13 protein-coding genes are annotated in these 26249 nt (G+C 43.2%); 7 read left to right on the forward strand and 6 right to left on the reverse strand.

Annotated features, from left to right (window positions below; genetic code table 11):
- Nucleotides 1-24: 24 nt before the first annotated feature.
- The 3 genes from BW980_RS02710 to panC are packed head-to-tail and all read right to left on the reverse strand — an operon-like array spanning nucleotide 25 to nucleotide 2203.
- Nucleotides 25-990 carry a lysylphosphatidylglycerol synthase transmembrane domain-containing protein gene (locus BW980_RS02710; RefSeq protein WP_076453395.1) on the reverse strand — a complete coding sequence of 322 codons (966 nt, stop codon included), beginning with the start codon at nucleotides 988-990 and terminating at the stop codon, nucleotides 25-27.
- 2 nt (nucleotides 991-992) lie between these two features.
- A complete protein-coding gene (gene panD / locus BW980_RS02715; protein ID WP_076453396.1) occupies nucleotides 993-1343 on the reverse strand; it encodes an aspartate 1-decarboxylase in 351 nt (116 codons plus the stop codon).
- 17 nt (nucleotides 1344-1360) lie between these two features.
- Nucleotides 1361-2203: a pantoate--beta-alanine ligase gene (gene panC, locus BW980_RS02720; RefSeq protein ID WP_076453397.1), complete on the reverse strand. Its 843-nt coding sequence runs from the start codon at nucleotides 2201-2203 to the stop codon at nucleotides 1361-1363.
- A 104-nt stretch (nucleotides 2204-2307) separates the two neighbouring features.
- Here panC and BW980_RS02725 point away from each other — a divergent pair, with 104 nt between their 5' ends.
- From BW980_RS02725 to BW980_RS02755, 7 genes are all read left to right on the forward strand, one after another.
- Nucleotides 2308-3117: a glycogen/starch synthase gene (locus BW980_RS02725; RefSeq protein WP_013992775.1), complete on the forward strand. Its 810-nt coding sequence runs from the start codon at nucleotides 2308-2310 to the stop codon at nucleotides 3115-3117.
- A gap of 5 nt (nucleotides 3118-3122) precedes the next feature.
- Nucleotides 3123-4958: a DUF4270 domain-containing protein gene (locus BW980_RS02730; protein ID WP_076453398.1), complete on the forward strand. Its 1836-nt coding sequence runs from the start codon at nucleotides 3123-3125 to the stop codon at nucleotides 4956-4958.
- A 187-nt stretch (nucleotides 4959-5145) separates the two neighbouring features.
- The gene (gene glmS / locus BW980_RS02735) at nucleotides 5146-6993 is read left to right on the forward strand and encodes a glutamine--fructose-6-phosphate transaminase (isomerizing) (protein WP_076453399.1); all 1848 of its coding nucleotides are present in this window, start codon (nucleotides 5146-5148) and stop codon (nucleotides 6991-6993) included.
- Between the two features lie 199 nt (nucleotides 6994-7192).
- Nucleotides 7193-9985 (forward strand): TonB-dependent receptor, encoded by a 2793-nt coding sequence (locus tag BW980_RS02740; RefSeq protein WP_076453400.1) that lies wholly within the window; start codon nucleotides 7193-7195, stop codon nucleotides 9983-9985.
- Nucleotides 9986-10005: 20 nt separating this feature from the next.
- Nucleotides 10006-11649: an SGNH/GDSL hydrolase family protein gene (locus BW980_RS02745; protein ID WP_076453401.1), complete on the forward strand. Its 1644-nt coding sequence runs from the start codon at nucleotides 10006-10008 to the stop codon at nucleotides 11647-11649.
- Between the two features lie 181 nt (nucleotides 11650-11830).
- Nucleotides 11831-13339, forward strand: a complete 1509-nt coding sequence (gene atpD / locus BW980_RS02750) for a F0F1 ATP synthase subunit beta (RefSeq protein ID WP_013992770.1) — start codon at nucleotides 11831-11833, stop codon at nucleotides 13337-13339.
- Nucleotides 13340-13408: 69 nt separating this feature from the next.
- Nucleotides 13409-13687: a F0F1 ATP synthase subunit delta/epsilon gene (locus tag BW980_RS02755; protein WP_076453402.1), complete on the forward strand. Its 279-nt coding sequence runs from the start codon at nucleotides 13409-13411 to the stop codon at nucleotides 13685-13687.
- A 211-nt stretch (nucleotides 13688-13898) separates the two neighbouring features.
- On the opposite strand, the gene BW980_RS02760 is transcribed toward BW980_RS02755, so the two are convergent.
- The 3 genes from BW980_RS02760 to BW980_RS02770 all read right to left on the reverse strand — a co-directional run bounded on the left by BW980_RS02760 (nucleotide 13899) and on the right by BW980_RS02770 (nucleotide 26031).
- On the reverse strand, nucleotides 13899-18086 hold the full coding sequence (locus tag BW980_RS02760) for a T9SS type A sorting domain-containing protein (protein WP_175609837.1): 4188 nt from the start codon (nucleotides 18084-18086) through the stop codon (nucleotides 13899-13901).
- 813 nt (nucleotides 18087-18899) lie between these two features.
- Entirely contained in the window at nucleotides 18900-20963 is a 2064-nt protein-coding gene (locus tag BW980_RS02765) for a fibronectin type III domain-containing protein (RefSeq protein ID WP_139327575.1), read from the reverse strand.
- 1 nt (nucleotide 20964) lies between these two features.
- A complete protein-coding gene (locus BW980_RS02770; protein ID WP_139327576.1) occupies nucleotides 20965-26031 on the reverse strand; it encodes a hypothetical protein in 5067 nt (1688 codons plus the stop codon).
- Between the last annotated feature and the right edge of the window lie 218 nt (nucleotides 26032-26249).

The raw sequence follows: 26249 nt of genomic DNA on the forward strand, positions 1-26249 counted from the left end.
TTAGTTTTTGGGTACAACGAAACCTTATCGGTTTCTGTTGAATAACGGTAATACCAGAAAAGATATTGCCCCAAAAACTACGATCATGAGAGTTTGTGCGATCCACATAATCCAACCAAAGGCATCGCCCGATACGGCACTGATGCCAAAAATGGCCAATGCACTGCTTACGGCAATGGGGTAAAGGCCTATGCCGCCATTGGTGGCGGTCATTGCGAAGGAGCCCGCTACAAAAGCAACCATAAGTTGGCTCAGTGATAAATGTATGGTTTCGGGCACGGTAAATTTAATTACCCACAGCATACCGACATAACAAGCCCAAATGAAAAGCGTATGGAATACGAAGGCCCACTTTTTTTTCATTTTAAAGATGCTAAAAACACCTTCCATCAATCCCTTGATAAAGCCTTTGGTCTTCAGGGCGATGCTATGTGATGATTTTTTGATGAAAATAAAAAAGAGAATCAATCCGAAAAGTCCCACGCCCATTAAAAATAGCAGTCCTTTTAAGTTAAATCCTTTGTTCTGTAAAAAGCCTAGAATGCTGTCGGTCTGTAAGAGTAAGGTGAGGCCAATGAGCATTAGGAGCATGATGACATCTATAACCCGTTCGGTTACAATGGTGCCAAAGCCTTTTTCAAAGGGTACGTCTTCATAAGTGGTCAAGGCGGTGGCCCGAAGGATTTCGCCAGTTCTGGGGATGCCTAAATTTGCAAAATAGGCCATTAGGATAATGAAAATGTTATTGATGATTTTGGGCTTGTACCCTAAGGGCTCCAGTAAGTAATTCCAGCGTATGGCACGGGAAATATGCCCGAGTATACCGAGGGCGATTGAAATGCCGACCCATAAAAGGTCTGCGTCCTTAATGTAAAATAATATCTGCTCCCTATCTTCTGGTGAAGTCTTGTAGTAAGAGTACCAAACTAAAAAAACTCCCAAGGCTATTGGGAGTGCTGTTTTTAGTGTTTTTTTGAGTTTTTGGTTCAAGTCTACGTCAACAAATTAGTCTCTTCATTAGGGAATACCAACGCGGGGTTGAACGTTTTGGCTTCTTCGATATCCATACGCGCATACGTAATGAGAATAAGTACGTCGCCTACGGCCACCTTTCTGGCCGCAGCCCCGTTCAGGGTAAGTTCTCCACTGTTACGTGGACCCGGTATGGCGTAGGTCTCTAGACGTTCGCCATTGTTGTTGTTGACGATCTGTACTTTTTCGCCACGAATAATATTGGCGGCATCCATCAAATCTTCATCAATAGTTATGCTGCCGATATAGTTCAGGTCGGCGCCGGTAACTTTTACACGGTGTATTTTAGATTTTACAACTTCTATTTGCATGTGACAAAGATAATTAATTATAGGGCAATATTGTCTATAAGTCGGACTCCGCCAGCATAAACGGCGATAAACGCCCTATATTTTAGGTTTTCGTTTTTTATTGTAATCGGACGTAATGTGTTTACATCGGTTATTTCTATGTATTCCAGTTCTAGGTCTTCATGTTGGTCAAATTCTTTCTTGACCCAATCCACTACATAACTAGCACTTTTCGTGCCAAATTTTTCCTTGGCAGCAATTAGGGTGCTGTAGATGAACGATGCTTTTTGTCGTAATTCGGGCGATAACCTTTCATTGCGCGAACTCATGGCCAGTCCGCTAGGTTCCCTGACAATCGGGCAGCCTATGATCTCTACGGGTATTTGTTGCTGTTCGACCAGTTTCCTGATAATCTGTAGTTGCTGGAAATCTTTTTCGCCAAAATAGGCCCGGTCGGGTTTCACGAGCAAAAGAAGAGCTTCTACTATAGTGCCCACGCCATTAAAATGGTCTTCTCTAAAGGCTCCCTCCATGACTTGGTCCAATCCTTCAAAATCATAGGTCTTGGCTTTGACGTTCTTATCGTAGACCTCTTCGGCCGATGGGGCGAATATGATGATGTTTTCGGAGGTAGCTGACAGTAGATCGAGGTCGGCCTGCAGAGTTTGCGGATATTTTTCCAGGTCTTCTTTGTTGTTGAACTGGGTGGGGTTTACAAAGATGCTCACCACCACGGTCTCATTTTCGGCAATGGCCTGTTCGACCAATGATACATGACCTTTGTGGAGTGCTCCCATGGTAGGAACCAATGCCAAACGGTTTGTTTTTGGGAGTGCTGAAACGTGCTCGGTCAGCTCTTTTTTTGTTTTGAATACCAACATAGGTTTGTTTTAAAAGCGAGCAAACTTACTATAATTACGGCTAATGTGCATAATTTTTGTAATTTTGCACGCACGTTGCACCAAATACATAAAACATTGCAAATATGAATGGTAAAAAGATATTGTTCGTATCATCGGAGTTGGTACCCTATCTTCCGGAGAACGAAGTTTCCCTAATGTCTTATGAAACGCCAAGGATGGTCAACAGCAATGGTGGCCAAATTCGCATATTCATGCCTCGGTACGGAAATATTAATGAGCGAAGACATCAACTTCACGAAGTTATACGTCTGTCAGGGATGAATCTTGTGATCAACGATATCGATATGCCGCTTATTATAAAAGTCGCTTCCATACCGAGAGAGCGTATTCAGGTGTATTTCATAGACAATGACGAATACTTCAAACGAAAGGCGACCTTTACCGATGCTGAAGGCACTTTGTTTCCAGATAATGATCAGCGCGCCATCTTTTTTGCAAAGGGTGTGGTTGAGACCGTTAAGAAATTGAATTGGTCTCCCGATATTATCCATGTCCATGGTTGGATGGCTTCTTTATTGCCATTGTACCTAAAGAAATACTACGCAGACGAACCTTTGTTCAATGCCAGTAAAATTGTGACATCGGTATACGGTAAGTCCTTTGAGGGCGAGCTTGATTCCGACATGATCAAAAAAGTGGCTTTTGACGGTATTGCCGAAGAAAGTATAGCTCCGCTAAAAACTCCTACATATAATAATTTGTTAAAGGTTGCGGTAGATCATTCCGATGCCATTATTTTAGCGGCGGAAGATATTCCAGAAGATTTACAAAGCCATATATCCAACCTTGAAAAACCTGTGTTGCCGTACGTTACCCTTCAAGAATTTGAAGAGGCATACGCCAATTTTTATAACACTGAAGTTTTAAATTAGCCCGAATGATTTTTTTGAACAGATTGAAACTCCCTGCGCTGGCAGTAATAGTATTTGTCGCCATTTTTGCATCATGTGAAGAAGACTTGACAACCATCGGCTCGGGCGTAGTCGGGGGTGAACCGTTCAAAAATAATAAGGCTACCTACGATGTCTTTGCCTATAATAAAAAAATAAAGGCCGTATCTGCGAACCGGTTGGCCATTTATCAATTAGGCGTATACGATGATCCCCTTTACGGGAAAACCGAGGCAAGTGTGACCTCTCAAGTGTTATTGCCCAGTGAGAACCCTATTTTTGGTTCCTATACCCAGGAACAAGAAGAAGAGGAAAACCCGAGTTCCGTTTTGCAGATTCCGGAAAATGAAACCATCGATTCGGTTTATCTGTATATTCCTTTTTTGACCAACCCTTCAGGTGATGCCGATTTAGACGGACTTATAGATGCATTGGATAAGGATCCAACCGATCCCAATAGCGATACCGATGGCGGTGGTCTTACCGATAACCAGGAAAAAACAAAAGGTTCCAACCCGTTGGATCCCAATGATGACGAAGATGATACCGATTTTGTAAAAGACCAGTTTCGTAAGGCTTTCGATTTAGACAGTATTTACGTGGGCGGAAAACTGTACAATGAATTGGAGGATCCGGTGCCTAGCTTTAATCTGAAAGTGCAGCGATCTACATTTTTTATGCGAGACCTAGATCCTTCGGCTAATTTTGAGGAAGCGCAAGAGTATTATTCAAGTCAGGAATTTGCGCCGACTTTTGTTGATGAGGTGATTTATGATAGTGCCGAGTCGGAGCCTATCGTGGTCAGTTCAAAGCAAATCCAATTGAAGAAGCGAGACGATGAATCAACGGAAGATGTTGATGAGTCTACCCAGTATAGTTATTTGTCACCAGGTATTCGTGTGGCTTTGGACAAAGATTTCTTTCAGGAAAATATATTGGATAAGGAGGGGGCGACCGAACTCTCCAGTCAAAGCAATTTTAAGGAGTTTTTACGAGGCTTGCATTTTTCGGTTTCCGGAGTGGAGAGCGATGTTATGTTCTTATTTAATATAAAGGCGGCGAACATTACAATTTCCTATAGTTATGATAGTGCCGATTCTGAGGGGAATGTCACTCCTCAAAGCAAGCAAAAAGATGTTGTTTTGGGCTTTGTAAGGGAATCGTATAGTTCTCAAGGCCAGCTTACCGGAATAGATGGTAATGCAGTAAATACTTTTGTGAACGAGGCTTATCCTTCTGAAATAACGGAAAATCTTGATACGGGTGAAAATGCATCGAAGATTTATTTAAAGGGTGGAGCGGGTAGTTTTGCCGAAATCAAATTGTTCGATAGTGCAGGTAGTCGCGAGGTAATCAATGAGATCAAGTCCAAAAATTGGATTATCAATGAGGCCAATCTTGTGTTTCATGTGGCCGATGATAACCTAGGGGAAGAGCCTAGCCGACTTTATTTGTTCAATATGGATACCAATACCGGATTGCCTTTGTCGGCTAGTGATGCTGATGGTCAATCTGCTGAATACGATGGGTATTTGGTCAAGTCGGATTCAGATGGAAGTTCTACCTATACGATAAATATTACCACCTATCTTAATAGTTTGGTGTCGGGCAGTGCCGAAAATGTAAGCTTAGGTCTTACCGCTACGGCCAATGCATTTATTACGGCAACAGGCAATGCAATGCTAGGGAATGGTGGCGAACAACAATTACCCGTAGCAAATACGTTGACCCCTTTGGGTACCGTTCTTTATGGTAGCTCGGTCGATGGTGCTGATTCCGATAAGAAATTGGAGCTTGAAATTTTCTATACTGAAACCAACTAATTGTCTTAGAGTCAACTACGATAAGAATAATTCGTGAGTTTGTCGATGTGGGGTATGCTTTTTGCTTTATCATACCAATTAACGATAAATTACGTTTTATAAGTGTATTCTGAGGGGATTTGGGCAGCATCCATTACATTTGCGCCAAAGTATATGTATTTCCCCAACTTTAATTAACTTAGATAGTATGTGTGGAATAGTAGGTTATATAGGCCATAGAGAGGCTTATCCGATTGTAGTAAAAGGTTTGCAACGTCTTGAATATAGAGGATATGACAGTGCCGGTGTTGCAATCTTTGATGGCGAAAAAATAAACTTGGCAAAGACCAAGGGTAAGGTGGAAGACCTTAAGAAAAAAGCTGAAAGTACCATTTCATTAAAAGGGAGCCTAGGTATCGGTCATACACGTTGGGCTACCCATGGGGTACCGAACGACATCAATTCCCATCCACATTATTCCAATTCCGGTGATTTGGTGATCATTCATAACGGAATTATCGAAAACTACGAATCCGTAAAGAAGGAGCTTACCAAAAGGGGCTACACTTTTGAATCGGATACCGATACGGAAGTTTTGATCAACCTGATCGAAGAGGTGCAAAAAACCGAGGGCGTTAAACTGGGCCAAGCGGTTCAGATTGCGTTAAACGAAGTGGTTGGTGCATATGCCATTGCCGTTTTTGATAAAAAGAAGCCCGATGAAATCGTGGTGGCCAAATTGGGAAGTCCATTGGCAATAGGTGTTGGTGACAATGAGTTTTTCATTGCTTCCGATGCTTCGCCTTTTATCGAATTTACCAACAATGCCGTATACCTTGAAGATGAGGAAATGGCAATTATTCGATTGGGGAAAGAAATCAAACTTCGTAAAATAAAGAATGACGCCGTAGCATATCCGAATATTCTTGAGTTGAAAATGAACCTCGAGGAAATTGAAAAGGGAGGCTACGATCATTTTATGTTAAAGGAAATTTACGAGCAACCAAGAGCTATTTTGGATACGTATCGAGGGAGGTTACGTGCATCCCAAGGTCTTATAAAGATGGCGGGTATCGACCAAAACCTTGAGAAGTTCATGAACGCCAATCGCATCATTATTGTGGCGTGCGGTACCTCATGGCATGCAGGTTTAGTGGCCGAATACATTTTTGAAGATTTGGCAAGGATTCCTGTTGAGGTCGAATATGCCTCTGAGTTCAGATATAGAAATCCGGTGATTACCGATAAGGACATTCTTATTGCCATATCACAATCGGGAGAGACGGCTGATACCTTGGCCGCCATTAAATTGGCTAAAGAAAAGGGAGCCTTTGTTTTCGGTGTATGTAATGTCGTAGGCTCTTCCATTGCACGAGAGACCGATGCCGGTGCTTATACCCATGCGGGTCCCGAAATCGGGGTGGCTTCCACTAAGGCATTTACGACCCAGATAACGGTGCTCACCTTGTTGGCCTTGAAACTGGCGAAAGAAAAAGGGGTGTTTTCCGAGTCTAGGTTCCATGAGTTTTTGACCGAGCTTGAAACCATTCCGGCTAAAGTAGAGAAGGTTTTACAGAGCAATGCCCTGATAGAAATTATTGCCGATGTTTATAAAGATTCTACCAACTGCCTCTATTTAGGTAGGGGGTATAATTTCCCAGTGGCCTTGGAAGGAGCATTGAAGCTTAAGGAAATTAGTTATATCCATGCTGAGGGATATCCAGCTGCAGAGATGAAGCATGGGCCTATCGCATTGATAGATGATCAAATGCCGGTTTTCGTTATTGCTACTAAAAAAGGGCATTATGAGAAGGTGGTCAGTAATATCCAAGAGATAAAGTCGAGAAAAGGAAAGATAATCGCCATAGTTACTGAAGGTGATACACAGGTGACCGAACTTGCCGATCATGTGGTAGAAGTTCCCGAGACCCTTGAAAGTCTTTCTCCTTTATTGAATACGATTCCGTTGCAATTATTGTCTTATCATATTGCCGTTATGCGTGGCTGTAATGTAGATCAGCCCAGAAACTTGGCAAAATCGGTTACTGTAGAGTAGACGGTTAAAAACATATAATTATCAGCTTTTAACAGGCCTTGACGTACGTCAAGGCCTGTTTGTTTTGGTAAATATGTAATTTCAAGGGGTGTTTTTTACTAAATATATACTATGCATGCATAATTTTTTTCATTTTATGATTATTGGTCCAAAAAAAAATGTAACTTCGGGTTACTAACATATTTAACTTAAACTTAACATGAGAGCAATACTATTTTTAGCCTTGCTGTTGGCGACGAGCTTTGGATTTTCGCAAACGACGGTAAACGGAAAAGTGGTAGATCAGAACAGTCAGCCCGTACCAGGGGCCAATATCGTTATCGAAGGAAAAGCGATTGGTACCACAACGGATTTTGACGGAAATTTTAGTTTACAAACCTCTGAAGTACCCCCTTTTCAGTTAAGAATTACTAGTATCGGATATTCCGATGTTACTGAGGAAGTCACCTCGAACAATCAAACCTTGACCATTGTAATCGATGAGTCACAAACATTTTTGGATGAAGTGGTCATTTCTGCTTCAAGAACGCCCGAGCGTATTTTTGAATCTCCGGTTACAGTAGAAAGAATTGGGGTTTCTGAAATAAAGAACGGTACTGCCGCAGATTTTTATGGAGGTCTTGAGAATCTAAAAGGAGTTGATGTTAACACCAACAGTTTAACCTTTAAATCTGTCAATACAAGAGGATTTGCGTCTTTTGCCAATACGCGTTTTATGCAGTTGGTAGATGGTATGGATAACTCAACACCGGCATTGAACTTCCCTATCGGGAACTTAGTGGGTTTAGTTGAGCCGGATGTTTTAAGTGTTGAATTATTACCGGGTGCATCATCAGCATTATACGGTGCAAACGCTTTTAACGGCATCTTGTTCATGCGTAGTAAGAATCCTTTTGACTATGAGGGTATCAGCGTATCGATTAAAAGAGGTATAACATCACAAAAAGCTTCTGGAGACAATTCATACACGGATTTTGGTATTAGGGCTGCATATAAGTTCAGTGATAAATTTGCTGGAAAAGTCAATTTCGGATATTTAAAAGGAACCGACTGGGCGGCTAATAATATAGATGACAAGAATACTCCCGGGGGAACTAGGGATAACTTGAATTATGACGGTGTCAATGTATATGGGGACGAAGTTTCTACGAACATTAAGGATGTAGCCCTTACTTTAGAAGGTTTAGGCATCTTGCCGGCTGGTGCCAATGCCTTGGTTCCTTCGGAAATCGTAAGTAGAACAGGTTATGATGAAGGTGATCTTACCCAGTATAATGCTGAAAGTATAAAAGCGGATTGGGGCTTGTATTATAGGCCGATTGAAGATAATAGTTTAGAGATTTCTTACGTAGGTAAGGTGGGTACAGGTACTACAATTTATCAGGGTACCAATAGGTATAATATTGACGGATTCTTTCAAGAGCAGCATAAGCTTGAGGTTAGAAACGATAACTTTTTTGTAAGGGGTTATGTGGTGGCTGATAAAGCAGGTGACTCTTATGATATGGTATTTACAGGTATCAACATCAACGAAATTTGGAAAGATAGAAATACTTGGTTTGGTGAATATACCGGTACTTATGTTCAAGCAACCTTAGCGGGCGCTACGAACGAACAGGCACATGCCGCGGCCAGGGCACAAGCGGAGTCCGGAAGATTTCTTCCTGGTACACCGGAATTTGAAGCGGCCTTCAATAAAGTTATTAAAGATCCGGACCTAAGCAAGGGGTCTCAATTTTACGATCAATCTAAATATTATCATGCAGATGGTAATTATAACTTCAGTCATTTGATTGATTGGGCAGAAATTCAAGTTGGTGGTTCGTTTAGAGAGTATAGTTTAAATTCCTTAGGTACCATTTATACGGATTCGGAAGAAGACGGGCCAATTGACTATTCTGAATTTGGAATTTATTCTCAGATTCAAAAGACCTTGCCTTTTGAGGGAGAGAAAAGCTTGAAGTTAACGGGGTCTATTCGTTATGATAAGTCTGAGTTTTTTGATGGTTTCTTTTCGCCAAGACTATCTGCTGGTTATACGTTAAACAGAGACCATAATATTAGGGCTTCAGCTCAAACCGGATTTAGAAATCCTACTACTCAAGATCTTTTCATTGGTTTGGATGCCGGTAGGGCAATTCTAGTTGGGTCTGCACCGGATAACTTGGAGCAATATTCAAGAGATTTTGATGTAAGTGCTACTGGCCGATTTCAGTTTCAACAACCATCAACGGTAACCCAAACCGGTGCCGCGGCTTATAATAATTCCTATTCTGCTGCGTCTGTGGCGACTTTAGGGGCAACGGGAAACCCCGCCGTTCTTGAAGTTGCAAATCCGGATTTAGTTAAACCTGAAAGAGTAACATCGTTTGAAGTCGGGTATAGGGGTAAGGTGGATAAGCTTGTAATAGACTTTAGTACCTACTACAATACATATAAAGACTTTATTTCACAAGAAGTTGTGGTTTCTCCTTACTACGGAGTGGTTGGTGATGGTGGTCTTTCTGTAGATGCGATAGCTAACGGAGATTTTCAAACGTATAGCACGTATACTAATACTGATGCTGACGTTAGTTCTTATGGTGCGTCTTTAGGTCTTAATATGAAAGTATTTGGCGACTATAATTTAGGAGGTAGTTATACGTATACAAAATTGGATTTTGATCGTGATGCCAATCCAGATGTTATGCTGAATTTCAACACGCCAGAGCATAAGTTCAAGGCATCTTTTGGAAATGAGCAGTTATTTAAAAATTTCGGATTTAACGTGTCGTACAGGTTCAGTGATGATTATTTCTGGGAAGCTACTTTTGGTAACGGTGTTATTCCAGAATTTCATGTAGTCGATGCACAGATCAATTATAAAGTTCCAAGTATTAAATCCTCTTTTAAATTAGGGGGTACAAACCTAACCGGTAAAGAGTACTACACTGCATTCGGTACCGGACATATTGGGTCTATGTACTACTTGTCTTGGACAATTAATAATTAATTTTTTAATCTAAAGTCGAAATGAAAAACTTAAAATATATATACATCTCTTTAGGTATCTTGGCTTTTACGGCCTGTAATGATCCTGAAGATGTTGACCTTGAGCCAGAAGTAATAGCGGAAGCGCCTGTTGAATTAAGTGCAGGTTCAGCGGATTTTTCAACTTATGTTTCTTTAGGGAATTCGTTAACCGCGGGTTTTACTGATAATGCCCTATTCAAAGCGGGCCAGGCCAACTCTTTTCCGAATTTGTTATCGACCAAGTTTGCCTTGGTAGGTGGTGGTTCTTTTACGCAGCCCTTGATGAACGACAACGTTGGGGGGCTTTTGGCTGGAGGGGCCCAACTGGAAGGTTTTGATCCAAGATTGGTTTTTTTTAGTGGAGATGAAGAGCAATCGGCCGGTCCTGTTCCCTTGGCATTTTTAAATAGTGGGGCAACTGTTACTACGGATATAATTTTAAACAACCCAACAGGTCCTTTTAATAATTTGGGGGTTCCTGGGGCAAAGAGTTTTCATTTATTGGCTACCGGTTACGGTAATGCCGCAAATTTGGAAGCCAAGTTGGCCAATCCTTATTTTGTTAGAATGACGGGTGCTACCCCAGATGCCAAGGTTTTGGAATTGGCCATGGCGCAATCACCTACCTTTTTTAGTCTGTGGATCGGTAATAATGATGTATTGGGTTATGCGCTTTCGGGCGGTGATGGCACCAATCCTATTACCGATAAGGCGACTTTTGATTCGGCCATAGGGGCCTTGGTGACCACATTGACTTCCGGCGGGGCGAAAGGTGTGATGGCGAATATTCCCTATGTTACCTCTATTCCGCATTTTACGACCGTTCCCCATGATCCTATAGATCCAAATGAGAATGATTTTGCGGCACAAGTGCCAACATTGAACACCTTTTTTGGGGCTTTGAACCAGGTGTATGAATTTTTGGACCAGCAGGAGCGTGCAGTTGTATTTAGTGACTCGATTAATAATCCCGTGGTTATCTTGGACGAAAACCTGGCGGACTTGTCTGCCCAGATTACCGGGGTGTTGAATGCAAGTCCTGACTTCCCGGTTTTTGTGCAACAAATGGGTTTGCCGGCCGAGGCCGCTTCTACCGTGGCCACTTTGATGGGTAATGCGTACGGGCAGGCCCGAATGGCCACAGAAGATGACCTGTTGGTGTTGTCTAGCAGTACGACCATAGGCGAGGTGAACGGGTTTTCGTTCAATGCACTTAAAGGCTTTGGGTTTCCGGATGCCATGGCGGCCCAGTTTTCCGTTGAGGGTATTACATTGCCCTTGGCCGACAAATGGGTCTTGACCCCAGAGGAGCAAGATGAGATCAAGGCGGCAACCGATGAGTTCAATGCCACGCTTTCGTCTGCGGCATCAGGAGCGGGCTTGGCCTTTGTCGATGCGAACCGATTATTGCAAGACTTGGCCCAAGGCGGGGTTACCGATGGGGATTTTACCCTTACGGCCAACTTGGTCACCGGTGGTGGCTTTTCCTTAGACGGGGTACACCTTACGGCTCGGGGCTATGCCTTAATGGCCAATGAATTTATGAAAGCGATTGATGCTACTTACGGATCTAACTTTGAAGCTTCGGGTTCATTGTTCAATATTGGAAACTATCCAACAAATTATTCACCTGCATTGCAGTAGATGTTGTTTTTGTAACATTTTATAGGGCGCCTTATCAAGGCGCCTTTTTTTATGCGAAAAAAGAACAAAAAGTAGTTTTCAATTCGAGTTGAAAAACATACCTTTGCAGCCTGAAAAACACGGCTGTATAAAGGTGTTTTTCAATACAGTAAGTAATTTGAATTCATAAACTAATAAAGTAATGTCAAAAGTTACAGGTAAAGTTTCCCAGATTATTGGGCCGGTAGTCGATGTGGAATTCCAATCGGGAGATGCCCTTCCAAAAATATACGATTCTCTGGAAATCGCTGGTAAAGATGGTTCTAAACTAGTTTTAGAAGTACAATCCCACGTTGGTGAAAATACAGTAAGAACAATCTCCATGGATTCTACTGATGGTCTAAGTAGAGGAACAGATGTGCTTTCGACAGGTAGCGCAATTCAAATGCCGGTCGGTGATGATGTATATGGTCGTCTTTTTAATGTGATCGGTGATGCTATCGATGGTTTGGGCGATTTGCCTAAATCAGGTAAAGATGGTCTTCCAATTCACAGGGAAGCGCCAAAATTTGAAGATCTTTCTACTTCTACCGAAGTTCTTTTCACAGGTATTAAGGTTATCGATTTGATCGAGCCTTATGCAAAAGGTGGTAAGATCGGTTTGTTCGGTGGTGCCGGTGTTGGTAAGACCGTATTGATTCAGGAATTGATCAACAACATTGCCAAGGGCCACGGTGGTCTTTCTGTATTTGCAGGTGTGGGTGAACGTACCCGTGAAGGAAACGATTTGCTTCGTGAGATGTTGGAATCAGGTATTATTAAATACGGTGACGACTTCTTGCATTCAATGGAAGATGGCGGATGGGACCTTTCCAAAGTGGACAAAAAGGCCATGAAAGATTCAAAAGCAACCTTCGTGTTCGGTCAGATGAACGAACCACCGGGAGCACGTGCCCGTGTAGCATTGTCAGGTTTGACCATTGCCGAGTATTTCCGTGATGGTGCTGGGGAAGGTCAAGGTAAAGACGTACTTTTCTTTGTAGATAATATTTTCCGCTTTACGCAAGCAGGTTCAGAGGTGTCGGCCCTTTTAGGTCGTATGCCTTCTGCAGTGGGTTACCAACCAACTTTGGCAACTGAGATGGGTGCTATGCAAGAGCGTATTACATCGACCAAAAGAGGTTCTATTACATCTGTACAGGCGGTTTACGTACCTGCGGATGATTTAACGGATCCGGCTCCGGCAACAACTTTTGCCCACTTGGATGCTACAACGGTACTTTCACGTAAGATTGCGGAGTTGGGTATTTACCCGGCGGTGGATCCATTGGATTCAACTTCCCGTATCTTAACGGCCGATATTTTAGGTAACGATCATTATAACTGTGCGCAACGTGTAAAAGAGTTGTTGCAACGTTATAAAGAGCTACAGGATATTATCGCCATTCTTGGTATGGAAGAACTTTCGGAAGAGGATAAATTGGCGGTAGGACGTGCAAGACGTGTTCAGCGTTTCCTTTCACAGCCTTTCCACGTAGCGGAACAGTTTACCGGTATACCAGGGGTATTGGTTGATATTAAGGAAACCATCAAAGGATTCAATATGATTATGGACGGAGAATTAGACCACCTTCCTGAGTCGGCTTTCAACCTAAAAGGAACCATTGAAGAAGCTATTGAAGCCGGTGAGAAAATGTTAGCTGAAGCTTAATTAGTACAAGTACATAGTATTTAGTATTCTATACTAGCTACTTATTACTAACCACTCAATACTAAAAGGATGTATTTAGAAATTGTATCACCAGAAGCCACATTATTTGCAGGCGAGGTAACATCGGTAACCGTACCGGGGGTAAATGGAGAGTTTCAGATTTTGAACAATCACGCACCCATTGTTTCCTTGCTTCAAGAAGGTAGTGTTCGTGTTGAGGGAAATATAACAATAGATGAAGCGTACGCCTCTAAGTTCTCTAAAGACGCTAGTGGAAAGGTCATTCTTCCCATAGCTAGTGGAACTGTTGAAATGAGCGATAATCGGGTAATTGTATTGGCCGATTAAAAAGCGCAATCATATTATAATTTCTAAAAGCCGTACTTAATTGTGCGGCTTTTTTTTGTTTTGGCAAGAATGAAAAATGAATGGAATTGTTCCAGAAGGCAATCATGCATTTTACAATAGTGTTGGCCGCTTACGCCAGTTAAAAAAAATGAAAAAACCCAAAGGAATGGCTTTGGGTTTTTTCTATGGGGGATTTAGAAGGGGTAGGGTTTTATTTGATAATCACCTTTCTTAAGGTTTTTCCATAGGGGGTTTCAAGTAATACGGCATAGACGCCTGCGGGAAATGCCGAAAGGTCAAAAGGAATGTTGTACGATGATTCCCCACGGTCTTTTTTAGAGGCTATAAGCGCATTGTTTGCCAAGCTGAATACTTTGATGCTGATGTTGCCCCTTTCGGAGAGTGTAACGTCTGCAGTGAACTCACCGCTGCTGGGGTTGGGGTATACGATAAACTCATCGATAAGTTTTTTACCATTTTCGGTATTTTCCTTTTTAATTGTGGCGTCGGCCTCCAACACAATTATTTTTTTAGTCTGTTGTGCCCAACAGTCGCCTCTTGAGGTTACGATTCCTATCTCGTATTCTCCAGGTTGATCGAACCTAAATTCCGCCTCATCGTTATCGGTTTTCAGTATGGTGGCCTCATCAGGTAATATCCATTCCGATTTATCGGGCAGGGGATAGCTGATATCAACGGCAACGACCGTTTCGTTGACAAATACTTGGGTAGAAGCCGCAAATTCGGCATCTATTTCTTCGGGACTTATATCTACCCTTATGCTTCCTTCTGCCGAACAACCTGTTGGTGTTGATACCCTGACCGTATATGTACCGCTCTCAACCAAGCTTACCTTTGCTTCATTGCTCGTAAACCCATTATCGGATGACCAAGTATAAGATGCTTGCCCATCCTCCACACTGGCATCTAAAACTAATTCTTGACCTGCACACAGGGTGCGGTTTCCCCCAAGGTCTACCTGTAGGGGTAAGGGGTCTTCCAGAATATAGGTCCGGGTTAAAGGGCCGTCGCCAAATCCGTCTATGGTTACCGTGTAACTTCCCGCACCAAGGTTTTCAATTTTGCTAGTGGTGGCCCCGGTACTCCATTCGTAGGTAAACGCGCCATTGCCTTTGTTTACCAAAATAGAAATACTACCGTTAGTATCGCCTTGGCAGATAGGCCGTACAATAGTTTCCTCTACGATGTCGGGCTGGGTAATCTCATACGTTTCGGTTATAGAGCAGTTGTTATCGTCGGAAATAGATACCAGGTAAAAACCGGCAGATAGCCCGGAAATAGTCTCTTGGTCACCGATAGGGCTATTGTCGGATAAGCGTAGCCAACTGATGTCGAATGGAAATGCACCACCATCAAGTTGTAGAGAGATGCTACCGTCATTGGCTTGGTATTCGGAGGCATGGGTTATATTGGTATCTGTGATCTGCAAGGGGTCAGGTGCGGGTTTTACTATAGCCGTAGTTGTAGCGGAACAACCATTATCGTCGACTACCTCAAGGATATACTCCCCTGCCGTTACTCCGACTAGGTTCTGATTGCTTTCCCCATTACTCCATATATAGGTGTACGGGGGCGTGCCCCCTTCAACTTTTACGGTCACGGCACCTGTTGCCTCTCCATCACAAAGTATATCGGTGGTATCTTCTATAGAAACCTCTAGCAAGTCAGGTTCGGCAACGGAAATAGGATTGGAGTCCTTAATTATACCGTTGGCATCCGTTACCCTTAAAAAATAGGTTCCTGCGCTTAGGTCGCCCAAGATCGGTGATTCCTCGTTTAATAGATTGTCGGAGCCGAGAGAGCTTTGGTACCATTCAAGGGTGTAGGGCTCGACCCCTCCTTCGATACTGGCCATGATTTCGCCGTAGTCATCGCCATGGCACAATATGAATTCGGTTTGTTCAAGAACGACAGTCAGTTCTCCAGGTTCTAAAATCTCAAAGCTTTCTTGAAGGGTACATCCGTTACTGTCCGTTACTGTAACGGTATAGGTGCCTTCCATTAGGTTATTGATGTCTTTGGTGGTCGTTCCACTTGCACTAGGGCCTGTCCAGTTATAGCTGAAAGGAGGTGTTCCACCTGTGAATACTGGGGATATGGCCCCGTCACTCCGACCGGCGGCACTTATGTGAACGACAATGGTATTATCGGAATCCCACGTTATTATTGGGTATTGGTCAACGGTAACATCGGTCTGGACGAATTCACATCCATTGCCGTCACGTACTATAACGGTATAATTACCTGCGGGAACATTTTCGAACAGGGGAGAGTTTTGAAAGGAATTGCCGTTGTCGATACTATAGGTATAGTCTTGCAAGGCTCCGGGCGTACCCCCCGTAACGTTGGAGATACTGATGGTGCCCCTATCGATATCATAACAGGTAGAAGAGCTGGCGACATCGGCCATTAGGGTACTCGGAGCAACGAGTTCAATGATAGTACTCTCTAGGGGTGTTGGCACGGATGCATCTTTTAGGAAAAGTTGATACTCCCCAGGTGGTAGATCGGAGATCGTGTTTTCGTCGACCAGCACGTCGTATAGTGAGCCGTTACGCCACCATTCGAAGGTAATGGGCGTATTACCGATAACATCGGCTCTTATAGAACCGTCATTGGAAGCGGAACAACTTATCTGTTTTTGAATTTCCACATTGTTTATGGCCAAGGGGCCGGGTTCGGTAATCTCGATCGACAAGGTGGACGATGTACATGAATTGGCATCTGAGACGGTTACTTCGTAGAATCCTGCGGTAAGTCCGCTTATGTTCTGGTTAGTACTGGAGAAGGAGGTATTGTTCGGTCCCGTTCCTACCCAATTAAAGGTATACTCCTCATTAGGGTCGATTTCCGGGAGTCCTCCTGAGACATGAATGACTATGGAGCCATCGTTACCTCCGTTTGAGCTAACATTCATGTGTGCATCGGTATTTTCCGAGACTATAATTTCGGAGGGTTCTTCTACGAGGAAGGAGTCTAGCAATGGAGGAGCCTCACACTGGGTATCCTTGTCCCGAAGGTATAGGTCATACACCCCTCCTGTAGCAATAGGGATGGTAAAATTGACCAAATCTTGCCAATCGTCATAAGCATCGAGTTTGTATTCGTAGTTTGTTGCACCGGATGCGCTTACCACAATACTTCCATCTTGGGCCCCGTAACAGCTAATAGGTGTTATCGACGTATTTTCTTGATCTATAACAACTGCTACGGGGGCTTCAAGTTCAATGGAAGTGCTAACATAGCCTGAAGCATCGTTAAAATCCGTAAAACCATCGGAGGCGACTTTTAGAACATAGGTTCCCGGTTCGGTTAGGTTGTTAAGTGAAATTTGAGGGGAAGAAGTCGTTTGTGTTGTGGAAACGCTACCATTAATGGTCCATTGGTAGTTATAAGGTGTTAGACCGCCGGAAACTGTTACTGCTATGGAAGCTTGATCGCCAGAGCACAACATAGGGAAAGATTCGACCGCTTCAATGCTTGGGGGAGGTGATGCGGTAACAAGGATGTTGTCGGAGGTTTCGGTGCATCCGTTTCCGTCGGTGATTACGATTCTGTAAGTTCCAATTTCCAGACCGGAAAACTGAGCACTTTTATTAATTGAATTATGCAAAAAATCAGGGTTTGCGACCACTTCAAAGCTCGAGGTGGAAGTATTCAGTTTTTCGAGTTGAAAGGTGTAATTGGGTACTCCTCCCTCGTAGTTTAGGGAAATGAAATAATCGGGACCTTGGGCAGAGGGCGCTACACCTGCCTTTGCCTCCAAAATTTCCAAATTGGGGATGGCGGCATTTATTTTCGTGTCCAAAAGTACGGTTGAGCTGCTACATTGGTCTTCTTCACTCTGTCCATTTAAGCGATAAAAGGCTTGTATGTTAACGGTTTGTTCCGTATCGGTAGGTGGGATTTCTACCTCGTCCCCGGTTACAACATGCCACTCGCCGGCACCATTCAGCTGGTATGAGTAGTAGTAAGTGCCACTTGCATCCAAATTATTACCTCCCGTTGCGGAGAATTTTATGACGGCATTGGGATTATCGCATGAGGCTTGGGTTATGGTGGCCGAGGGGATGATTTCGGAGGGTTGGTTGATGGTGAACCCCTCGGTTATTTCAGCACTTTTTACCGTAACATCCAGTCCTTCGTATTTAATTTCTTGATAAACGATATAGTAGTCCGCAGAATTATGCAGTACACCATTAGTATCCGTATAACTGCCATCCAAGCCATAGATGCTGTGAGAAAAGTTCCCTTCGTTATCAGATGTAAGTGTTTCTTCCAAGGCTTCATCAAAAACTTGGTTAGGAAAACTTGGGGTTTCCAATTGCTCGTCAGTAGGGTTGGAAGGAGGGGTTCCTTGGAATATATAAAAACGCATTTGATAGTCGCTTTCTTCTTCAATGTTGCTATTAAACTTGAGGGTTACCTCTCCGTCGTTTGAACTGTAACAGGTTGCGTTTTTAGTCGTGGGGGGATTTTGTGTGAGTTGAGGAGAACACTTAAGAATATTTACAAATCTTGATACCTCGACGGGATAATATTTGAAAGAGGCATAAATTGTGGTAGTTTTATTTAAGTATAGAGCAGGATTTTCATTTAACTCTGAAGCATCAAAAATTAAAGGGTTTTCCCCGTCATGTCTTGGTAGATATTGTTTCGTTCCATCTTCTAATTTGAAATACCATTTGTCTATTTCCAAATTATCGCAAAAAGATTCTATGGGTACGGTAATGGGGCTGCATTCGTTGGAAGTAGAAATGTCTTGAGGAAGAATTTCAATAGGGTTGATGCTAACTGTTGATTTTACATAACCCACTTTATGACTGACTGAACTTAAAGTATTGTTACACTCGGATGAAGATAGTACTAAAGTTTTTGTATCGCCATATGAACGGACAGGGAGAGATTCAATATAGAACCCATGTATATCAGTGGTATAATTAACTATCGGAGAATCTAAATTAACAACTAATGTTGAGTTTTTATTTTTGGGATTTGTACTAAAGCCACCGATACCATCAGTAAAAATTTCTTCTGTTGTTCCATTTTCTTTTAGGACAGTTATTTTTATTGAACCTACCGTGTTTTGCCAACTACTAAATTCACAGTCTATTCTATAATAATTCTGAGCCTGTCCTTTTAAGGCACATAAGAATAGGGTGAAAAACAAAATTTTAACAAAGTTCATTTCTTAATATATTAGTTTAATCTTTTTAATTGGTGACTTGCGCCCGTCTTTTAATAAAAATTGCAATCCATATGAATAAGTAGAATTAATCTTTAGATTAACATCATTAAAACTGGTGGTGTGGTGGTTAAATGTTTTGTAGAGTTTAAGGGTGTTTTTAGAATTACCCTTGTATAATCTATATTCGGACACATTTGGTTCTTTAGTTTTCCATAAAAGGTTGATAAACCTAAGGTCTCGATTGGCGATAGCGTTAAATTTAATTTCATCAATATCTAAAGCTTTACCCTTCCAACTAATGGATAATAGGTTGGAAGGAGTGCTTTCCAACCCTGTATGGTCTTTTGCTATTATGGTATAACTATACTCATTGGGAATAAGATTGTTAGACTCTAGAAAGGAAGAATCTTTTACTGATGCGGTTTCATAAATTTTCTCCCAACCGGCTTGTTTTTCATTTGGGTCTTTTCTGAAAATAATATGTGAGGTAACATCTGGGCTGCTACTAGGTATCCAATGAATTCTTACACCTTCGTCCGAAATGGAATACTTGGTAAGTACTGGAGGAGACGGAGGTATAACATCGGGTTTGTTGATCACTAACATTTGGGAGAGGTCCGACCTGTTATACCTTTGGTCCTCTGCCTGTAGTTTATAGTATACCTTGGTGTTCAGATTCCGAATAGATAGCGTGTCTTTGTAATTTTCCCTGTCGTGTGTTTCTTTTGTGATTTCACTGAATTCTGCATTCGGATTGTACGACCTAAAGATTCGATATCCTTTTAAGTCCTCTTCCTGATTTTTATCCCATGAGAGTCTTATGATGCCCGTAGTGTCCATTATCCCGATTAAACCTTTGGGTGCTGCAGGAGGTACTGAATCTACAGGTTGTACCATTACCGGTAAGGACTCACTTTTGGTTCCGTTTTTATCCACTGCCGACACCGTGAAGTAATTAATACGGTCCAATTTATCGTAAGAGATGCTTCTGCTTGTTGGTGGGATATTGTCTATTACGGTTTTAAAAGGCCCATCGTTGGTATTTGCTCTATTTAACTGAAATTTGTCGATTAGTTCCTTTCCTTCTTCCTTAATCTCCCAATAAAGGGTAGCTCTATTGTCGGTAGGGATTTCTTTTTTATAAATTCTTGGTACATATTCCAATGATTTTTTGCCCTTCCCCTGTACGATTGGACTGGCGGGCCCAATTTCTCCGAACGCGTTTTTACCTTTTACGCGATAATAGAAGGACTTGTCGTTGGGTATGGAATCGGTGTAATAAAGGGCAATGTTATTGTCATTTGGATATGGTGAAGCATTAAAAATAGGTTGTTGGTTCTGTTTTTCAAAATTGAGGCTGTCAGCTGACTTCTCGACAATATAACTCGTATAAATACTACTTAGAAGGTTATAGTTCCAGCTTAGTACTACATGGGAGTCTTTAAAAATACCTGCCAAGCCAATAGGTTGAGGTAGTTCTTCATAGAGATTCGTTCCCGCGTATGTCGACCCTTCCTTAATTTTTATGTTTGCATCTTCGGGAAGGGCTACCGTAACTTTATAAACGTATCCTTCTCCAGGAACTACGGAGGTGTCCTCTAATCCCCAACCTGCTAGTTTTGCTCCTTCAAAGCTTTGTTCGGCAGCCAGAAGGGCAAAGGTGAAGCGCTGTTCCAATTCGTCGTTAACAGCGGTGATTTTTCCCAAAACCCTGGCTTTTGGAGCTAGGGTTTTAAAAGTTTCCCCAAAAAGGGCTTGGGCCAGGACAGCTACGTTCTGGTCTTGGTTGGCCAATGTTTCCCATTCCTCCAGAGGTCTTGGTTTTAGGGGGACTTGAAAGAGCATTTTTCGTTCTATGGGAACTACGGCCTCTCCATTGCGGGAAATGGTAGACCGTTCTATGTAAAAGCCGTATTCGTTGCCCATTTTCCAACCCAAAGGTTGGTCAACGGCCCACCTGAGCATCACCTTGTTCGGAAGCGACCTTGAAATAAGTTGAACCGAGGTAGAGTCTTGTCCCCAACAAAAGTTAATGAGGAGGTATATGATGAAAGATATTTTTTTCAAACTATTGATTTTTATATTTTATTGGATATCCTCTTTGGTACAATTGTCCAGGCGTTCTATAAATTAGTTTGGCGTTATAGGTGCCCAAGGGTAAAGGAGGGAAATTTGTCATCAAATATTTAAAGCTGTTGAATTTCGCTTCATTTCCTATTCCATTATTGTATCTCTGTGATATTGCGTTTCTCAAATACATCATGTCCGTTTTGTACTGGTAGGGAAGGTTGTAAATAAACGGGATTCTGTTTTTTACCCATGATGAGTTTGCGTTGTTTGGCAGATTGGCCATATATTCATTGCCCAAATAAAAGGAGCGAATTGGGGGGACACCTAAAACGGAAGGGTCCCTATTGACTCTTATTTCTCCTAATTGAGGGTTAGGATTATTTCTATCTAAAGGGTATACTTCTTCGTTATATAAAAGAGGCCCAATAAGTTTTTTATAATAGTTGTCCTTAAGAATGGCCTCTGCGTAAACCAGAGGTTGGGAATTAGTATAAGGGTTTCCCGAAACTTCAATAATGTCTAGATATTCATAGTCCGCAACTTTTATTGATAAGGAATGAACGTCTGCTACAGGAGAAATTTCGTTGTTTTCTGAAGAAACTATGTAGATGTTGGTTAGGTAGTTTGTAACAGTCAAACTTGATATTTTCTCACCAAAAGTTTCATGTTTACTTGTCTTGAACGTATACTCGAAAATAGATTTTGGGGCGGCATTCGAAATGGTGACACTTGATGCTTTTTTGTTAGCCACTACTGCGCTGGCCGATGTGTTTTTGATACTTTGCGTATCTGTGTTGGGATCGAACCATGTCGTGTCCCCAGCATCTTCATCTTCCAATAATTCGGTTTCCTCAACCACGATTTCGGTAGGAATTTCTTGTCCCAAAGGAAAAACCATTAGGTTTAGGTCGTATTCGGCATCAAGGACCATATCAGGAATATCAAAAAAGACCATACCCTTGTTTTTGTCATAACTTACGGGGGTTCGGACACCCTGCCCTGAAGCCCTAGATACAAATTCGGCCCTAATTTCAAAGTCTTTGTTAAATAGATTGTCCTGGGGCTGGATCATTTTGACATAACCCTTCTTGTATTCCTTTGGATAGAAATTTCGTTGATCTTTCACAGGGTACAAATAAGCCACGTTTTCCCATACGATATGGTCCGGCGCCTTATCGGTAACAAATGAGATTTCTTTTTTTTCCACAACAGGCTTGCCATCTTCGGTCATGGTTTTATAGATGCCATCAATTTTTTCATCAAAACTTACCTCAACTGAAACTTTTACCTCTTGTTCTGAAGGTAAAGGCCGTTCCGGTTTGAACGTAACGGCATCGTTGGTGTCGTTCCATTCTAAGCTGCCTTTTATTTTTTTTCCTTCAGAAGTGACGGTAAAGTTTTTCAACTGCAACTTAAAGGTCCTGACTCCCTCTTCGAGATCAACGGTAAAGTCCGAGTTGGCGGCGTAATTGAAAACGGCTTGAGGAGCCGCAAATACTGAAACATCATCGTCTCCGTCCCTAGGTGTTACATCGGAGATCATCGGTACGCCAATGGTGTTGTTAATATTCTCAAGTTCGCATTCCTCCCCTAATTCTACCTTCATCCTCATCCTTCCCGATACAAGTCCCCCCAAGATTTTGTAATACATACCCACATAGCCCTGAATATAAACGGGGTTTGGGAATTGGCCTCTTAGCATGGCGGCAACGCCGGCCTCTGCAATCGTGAAATTTCCTTTAATAAAGGCAAGGTCTACCTTAACACCGAACTCTCCGTACAAATAGGCGTATACCTGGCCCATGCTATACCAACCGTTGTTGCCAACGGGCCCTGGTCGACCAACACATTTGGCATTCGGGTAATAGGCATGCATGACATCGAAACCGGCACCGATTTCTACCATTGCGTAGAATAAGCCCCAATCAAAATCGTAACCGTAGCCGAAATTCATACCGAAGGCGAAGCCTTTTCCAGATATCAGTTGATTGTCTTTGCGTTCGCCCCTAAGCATATCATCGCCTAGAATTTTGGTAACTATTGGGTGTGGACTGATGTCGCCTGGAGCCGGTAATTTTGTTCCGGTCATAAAGTAGCCGCCGACCCTTACCTGAACACCGGAGTTAAACAATAAATCTATCCGTTGGTCGGGCGTACCGATGTACATGTACCAGTCATTGGGGCCAGTGTGTATTTTGGCATAGCCGGCCAAATTATTGGCTCCTCCCCCTTTAATGGCCCCAAGGTCTAGATAGAGTTCAAACTCCCCATCAAAGGTGTCGTTAACAAAGTCTTTTTCGATACCCACGTAAACTCCAACCTTGCCCGAAGCGGCTACATCGTGTATGGGAATCGATTCTTTGGCAGTGGTCATAAAATTACCATACCGTTTATTTGCCGCGGCGGCGGAGTTGTCCCGTAGCGACTTGTCAACTTTCTCCGCTACTTCGGCCGATTTCTTCAAGTCATCGGGACCTGATTCGTCTTTGCCCATTATGGCCCCTTCGCCCATAAATCCGATTCGGTTGAGTCCGCCATGGGCATTGAACTCCATTTCGAGATAGGCTTTGCAGGAGAAGGCGTCGGCATTTTCGGTGGTGATTTTTACCCCGGCACGTACCCCTAGCCCGGTATTGGCATCGGGTTTGTAAACGGCCGTTCCCGGTTCGAAGCCGGAACTGTTGCCGCTGACCTTTTGCATTTTGTACGATAGACCACCGACGAAAGCCTTGATGGGCAATTTCGTTGTGCCCTCGTTTTGTATGGAGTTTGTGGCGATGTCCACGGTCCAATACCTGAAATCCTTATTCCCAAAAATGGCATTGCCTTCGGCGCTGAACTTTAATTTTTTGAAAGTGGCGGTGAGATTTCCCTTAAACCCGTTGCCATAGACGGGGTCGTCTTCCATAACATCCAGTTCGCCGGTAATTTGAAAATTGGCTTTGGTGTAATCGATCTCAATACCATCGACCGATACTTTTTCAAACTTCCATTTGTGGATTTTGGCCCCATCTTCCAACTTGCCCATAATGTCCATACTGGTAGTGGCATGGGATCCGTCGCCATCAAGATTGATTTTGAGGTCAAAAGATAGGCCGACCTGATCCTTGGGGGTGACCAATTTCAGGTTTTCTACAGAGGCGGGAAAGTTCATGAGCTTCATCTCGCCGGTAAAACCAAAACTCTTGGCACTTATGGTTTTTTTACCCGGCTCGGTCTCCAATTTTAATTCTTGAAACTCGATTCCGGGAAAGCTGAACCCCTTTCCGCTCGCTTCGGCTTCTTCGGCGCTGGGCGATGCATCCCCCTCTTTTTGGCCTATTTCACCAATAACGGATAGCTGTCCGGTCAGGTTGGCCGAGGGGTAAACATTGCCATCTTTCACGTTAATGGCTACGCTGGAGTTGCGTTCGAGTTGCATTTCACCCAAGAACACTGGGGTTTTGTAGTTGCTGTTGAGTCCCACTTCCAGACCATATCCGTTTTGGGCTATGTATCCCTCGTAGTCCATGGGCTCCTCGAAGATGGGAACGGCAATATCTCCGCCGATGGATCCGTTGGTCAAGGAGTTTCTGGAGAGGGAAATGCTTACATCGTCAATGGTAAAGGCCCATTTGCCAGCGGCACCATCGCCTGTTTTTAAGACATTTTCTCCGTGGAAAGTGCCCGAGACACCTTGACTGTCCAATACCAAGTTTTCGGCTACGAATTCAACCCTGCCATTTGATTTTTTAGTGTTCTCTATACCTTTGGGTAACATAATTTTCACTTCTTCGGCATAGAAGCCCCGCCATAGTTTTTTGTCTTCACCAGGGTAGATTTGGTCGTATTCCTTGGGTAGGTCGAGTTTGGGCGCGTTTCTACTATCGCTTAGGTCAAGTACTACGTTGGTAAGGTTGAAGCCCCATCCCTGGAGGCCCACCACCTCAAAACGAGGTAGGTCGACATTGACCAAAAGGTCGTTCCAACCTTCGGCCTTTACGCTGAACGAGGTGCCGACGTAGCACTTGTTTTCTATGGCTTGTTCATTGTCTTTCATGTTTTGGTTGTCCCCTTTGTCGGAACAGACGTAATTACCGTTCTCGTCAATGGGCAGGAGTACGTTTCGCGACACCCGCAGGTCTCCCTCAAGGCTGATGCCTTTTAGGTCGGAGCAATCGAACTCGATATACGATTGGTCGGTGAAGGTATTTTTTTTAAGGTCTATTCCCCCTTTTAGGGTCAATAACCAGTTATCACCTTGAATGGGGATAGCCTGATTGCCTAACAGCACCAGTTTCATATCACCCGATAGGCCGCCATCGTAAGATAGTTTTACGTTTTCGGCCCCAAAAAAGAGTTCGCGTTCGATACCACGATCTTTTTCCTTTTTAAATTCACCCTTTTCGGGTATGATCAATCGGGCCCATACCTTGAGTAGGGCATAGCTGGGGGTGAACTTTACCTCGGTAATGGCGAGTTCTACGGAGTTGTTCGAGGTCTGGTCGGTCTTTTTGAGTCCCACCGGGAGTTCCAATAGCTCTTTGCCGGTTATGATGTCTACAAAGTTGCCCAGCTCCTTGACGGCATCGAGGGCGCCTTTGGCATTGTTTATCAGTTTTTCTACGGCAGGGTTTTGCTGGAAGTTTTCGGCCAGGTAGGCCTCGTTGAATTCGGGTTCGCGATTGGCGAAGGACAGGTTAAAGTCTTGGCTTTCGGCCAACTGTTGGTCCAAGGAAGGGAAGGAACGGAACACCTTTTCTTCCTCAATGGCTGCTTCTTCTGTTTTAGGGGGTACAGGGGCCGTTGCGGCGGGTGTCAATACCGGGCCGCGAAGGGCCGCCAATTGTTGTAAGTGAGCCAACTGTTGTGCCTTGATTTTTTTGAGTTTAACACTGTCCTTTGGACTTGCCGAGGTCGAATCTTTTTCCGTTACGGGTGTCGATAGGCTTTTTGACCCGATATTGCTGGTCAGGAGGGAATAGCTTGTATGTGCCCAAGGGTTGCCATGGGCGTATGCCGACTGGCCGAACACGACGGCAGCGAAGCATAGGAGTGAAACTATGTACAGGTAGTTGTTTTTCATACTACGTGAATTTTTCGTGTTTATGTACTCCCCAGGGAACTAAGGGAGGCTCAATCATTTTTATTTTTTCTTCTTTTGTTTTATTCACCTTTCTATTTTTTCCTTCTATCTGCATCGGTTCGACCCTACATCCCCCGCCCTTCGGGCACCCCCTTCGAAGCCTTGCACCGAGCCTGCCGAAGTGGGGGTTATTGTCCCCTTGAGGACGCCATAGCGTA

The sequence above is a fragment of the Zobellia uliginosa genome (genome assembly GCF_900156625.1).
Lineage (GTDB): Bacteria > Bacteroidota > Bacteroidia > Flavobacteriales > Flavobacteriaceae > Zobellia > Zobellia uliginosa.